The sequence below is a fragment of the Actinomadura rubrisoli genome (assembly GCF_004349215.1).
GTDB lineage: Bacteria > Actinomycetota > Actinomycetes > Streptosporangiales > Streptosporangiaceae > Spirillospora > Spirillospora rubrisoli.
The window spans coordinates 1-3,238 of the sequence record NZ_SMKU01000573.1 but is presented as its reverse complement, the minus strand read 5'-3'; the positions used below and the strand labels follow the sequence as shown (position 1 = coordinate 3,238).

Genomic DNA, 3,238 nt, shown 5'->3' with positions numbered 1-3,238 from the left:
GCGTCGGGGGAGGCGGGGTCGTGCACCGGCCGCAGCTGCGGGAGGAGGCTCCCGTTCACCCGCTCGCGGGCCAGCTCCCGGGACAGGGCGAGGGCCGCCGTCCGGACCGCGGGGGCGAGCCGGTCCAGGTCGAGGCGGCAGACGTTCCCCGTGATCGAGATCGCGGCGATCACCCGCCGGCGGTGGTCGAGGATGGGCGCGGCCACGGCGGAGACCCCGGCCTCCGACTCCTCCCGGTTGACGGCGTAGCCGCGGTCGGCCGTGCGGGCCAACTCCCGCTGCAGCAGGCCCGGCATCACGATCGTGTGCGGCGTGTAGTGGACGAGCCCGGCCGTCAGCACCCTCTCCAGCCGGTCCGCCGGGCCCAGGGCGAGGAACAGCTTGCCGGTCGCGGTGCAGTACGCCGGAAGCCGCCCGCCCACCCGGGACACGATGGGCATGGACCGGCGCCCGCTGACCTTCTCTAAGAACAGGGTGTCGGTCCCGTCCAGGACGGCCAGGTGGATGTTCTCGTGCGTCGCCTCGTACAGGTCCTCCAGGAAGGGGAGCGCGGCCTCGCGGAGCCCGCGCGGCCTCGGCGCCCGCTGGCCGAGGACGAAAAGCCGCATGCTCAGCCGGTAGCCGGACGCCGTCCGCTCGACGCCGCCCCACCGGACCAGCTCCCCGAGCAGGCGGTGCGCGGTCGGTTTGGGCAGCCCGGTGCGGGCCGACAGCTCGGTCAGGTTCAGCTCGGTGTCGGCGGAGCCGAAGGCGTCCAGCAGGCTGAGCCCGCGCGCCAGCACCGACCTCGGCGGTTCCGCGTCCGGGACCTGGGAGTTCATCCCTCGATGGTCCGCGTGATCGGCGCCGTCCGCAAGGGCCGGGAAGCGTGCGGCCGCCCGGATCACCGGTCCGCCCCGTGCCCGGACACCGGGGCCTCGATGAGCAGCGGGCCGTCCAGGTCCTTCACCGACGCCACCGCGTCCCGCAGCTCGTCCGCCGAGCCCGCCCGCAGCGTGTCCACCCCGAACAGCCGCCCCGCGCTCTGCCAGTCCAGCGCCGGGGGAGCCAGGTCCAGGCCGATATAGCGGCGATGCTCGGCCGATGCTCCGCCCCCTTCGTCCAAGGTCTCCTTGAGCGTCCGGTACTCGCCGTTGTTCATGACGACGAACGCGACGGGCACCCGGTAGCGGGCGGCGCTCCAGAGGCCCTGGAGGCCGAACATCGCGCACCCGTCGCCGAGCACCGCGACCACCGGCCGGTCCGGGTCCGCCAGGCGGGTCCCGACGGCCGCGCCGATGCCCCAGCCGAGGCCGCCGCCGACCGTGTGCACGTAGGAGCGGGGACGGTCCTGGCGCAGCACGGCGCGCAGCTTCAGCCCCGCCGTGATCGCCTCCTCCACGACCACCGCGTCGTCGGGGAGCCCGGCCGCCACGGCGTGCGCGGCGCCGCGCGGGTCCATCGGGGCCGGGCCGTAGGCGGCGCGGGCCCCCGCCTCCACATCGGCCCTGACCTGGGCGTGGACGGCACCGAGATGCTCGATGCGCTCCCGCGCCGACGGCACGCGCCCCTCCAGGTGGCCGGCGAGGGCCGCCAGCGTCCCGGCCAGCTCGCCCGCCAGGCCGTGCCGGACGGCGAAGTTGCGGCCGATCTCCGCCGGGTCCTCGTCCACCTGGACGATCTCCAGCCCGTCCGGGACGGCGGGGCCGGGCGTGTAGTGGTGCGGCATGAACGCGTGGCACCCGACGATCAGCGCCGCGTCGTACCCGGCCAGGATCTCGTGGATCGCGCTGTTGCGGGGCGGCAGCATCCCGGCGTAGAGGGGGTGGCCGCCCGGAAAGTCGACGCCGTCGTTCATCGGCTGGTGGTAGACGGCGGCGCCGAGCCGCTCGGCCACCGCCACTAGCTCCGGCACGCTGCCGGTCCGCCCCACGGCGTCCCCGGCGATCACCACGGGCCGCGCGGCGCCCGCCAGCAGCGCCGCCGCGTCCCCGGCGCCGGCCGCGGCCGCGCCCGGGCCGGACACCGGGGAGCGGGCCGGCACGGCGACGTCGGTGTCCTCCTCCAGGAGGTCCATCGGCACCGACACCAGCACCGGCCCGGCGGGGGGCCGCGCCGCGAGCGCGAACGCGCGCCGCAGCACGATCGGCAGGTCGTGGGCGTGCTGCACCTCCACGGCGTGCTTGGTCGCCGCGGCGGCCAGCCCCACCAGGTCGCCCGACAGCATCGGGTCCTGGACGAGGTGGCGGCGGTCCTGCTGGCCCGCCACGATCACGATGGGGGTGCGCGAGCGCAGCGCGTTCAGCATCCCGATCAGCCCGTTGGCGACGCCCGCCGCCACGTGCAGGCTCGCGAAGGACGTGCGGCGCGACGCCCGCGCGTACCCGTCGGCCATGGCGACGACGGACCCCTCCTGCAAGCCCAGCACGTACTCCAGGTCCGGCGCCTCCACCAGCGCGTCCATCAGCGGGAGCTCGGTGGTGCCGGGGTTGCCGAAGATCCGGGTCACGCCCTCGTCCCGGATGATCTCCAGCAGTGCCTCGATCGGCCTCATGTCGTGGATGTCCTGCCCTTCAGTGCTTGGCGGAGCCGCCGTCGACGTTGATCGTCTGTCCGGTGAGGAAGCCGCTGCCCTCGTCGCACACGTACAGCAGCGTCGAGACGAGGTCGGCGGGCTCCTCGACCGTGGGGACGGCCTGGAGGCCGCGGACCCGCTCGAACCCGCCGTCCGCGCCGGTCGTGCGGGCGGCGGTCTCGGTGCGGGTCAGGCCGGGCGAGATCGCGTTCACCGTGATCCCGTACGCGCCGACCGCGCTCGACAGGGCCCGCGTGAACCCCACGAGCCCGGCCTTGGACGTGGTGTAGGCGACCAGGTCGGGCGGTCCGAGGAACACGACCGCCGAGACGATGTTGACGACCCTTCCCCAGCCCGCGGCCTTCATGTAGGGGAGCGCCGCGTGAGTGACGAGGAACGGGCCGTCCAGGTTGACCCGCATGATCCGGCGCCAGGTCTCCAGCGTCGTCTTCTCGAAGGGGAGCGGCGGGTAGATCCCGGCGTTGTTCACCACGATCTGCAGGCCGCCGAAGCGCGCGGCGGTCTCCTCCACCGCGGCCGCCACCTCCTCGGGGTCGGTCACGTCCGCCCGCACGGGAAGGAAGCGGGCACCGCCGATCCGCTCGGCGGTGCCCGACATGTCGGCCAGGTCGAGGCCCGCGACCCGGTGTCCGCTCTCGGCGAGGGCGATCGCGAACTCCCGCC

3 protein-coding genes are annotated in these 3,238 nt (G+C 75.0%); all 3 read right to left on the bottom strand.

Features of this window, described 5'->3' with window-relative positions; translation table 11 throughout:
- Positions 1-821: IclR family transcriptional regulator (locus E1298_RS45480; protein WP_131903580.1), on the bottom strand; the 821-nt coding region annotated here is incomplete at its 3' end.
- A 62-nt stretch (positions 822-883) separates the two neighbouring features.
- Positions 884-2,533 carry a thiamine pyrophosphate-binding protein gene (locus tag E1298_RS45475; protein WP_131903579.1) on the bottom strand — a complete coding sequence of 550 codons (1,650 nt, stop codon included), beginning with the start codon at positions 2,531-2,533 and terminating at the stop codon, positions 884-886.
- Positions 2,534-2,552: 19 nt separating this feature from the next.
- The coding region (locus E1298_RS45470) for an SDR family NAD(P)-dependent oxidoreductase (RefSeq protein ID WP_131903578.1) at positions 2,553-3,238 on the bottom strand (686 nt) is incomplete at its 5' end.

Coding starts and splice junctions, on each gene's coding strand:
- E1298_RS45475 (WP_131903579.1), bottom strand. CDS start 2,533: ATGAGGCCGATCGAGGCACTGCTGGAGATCATCCGGGACGAGGGCGTG.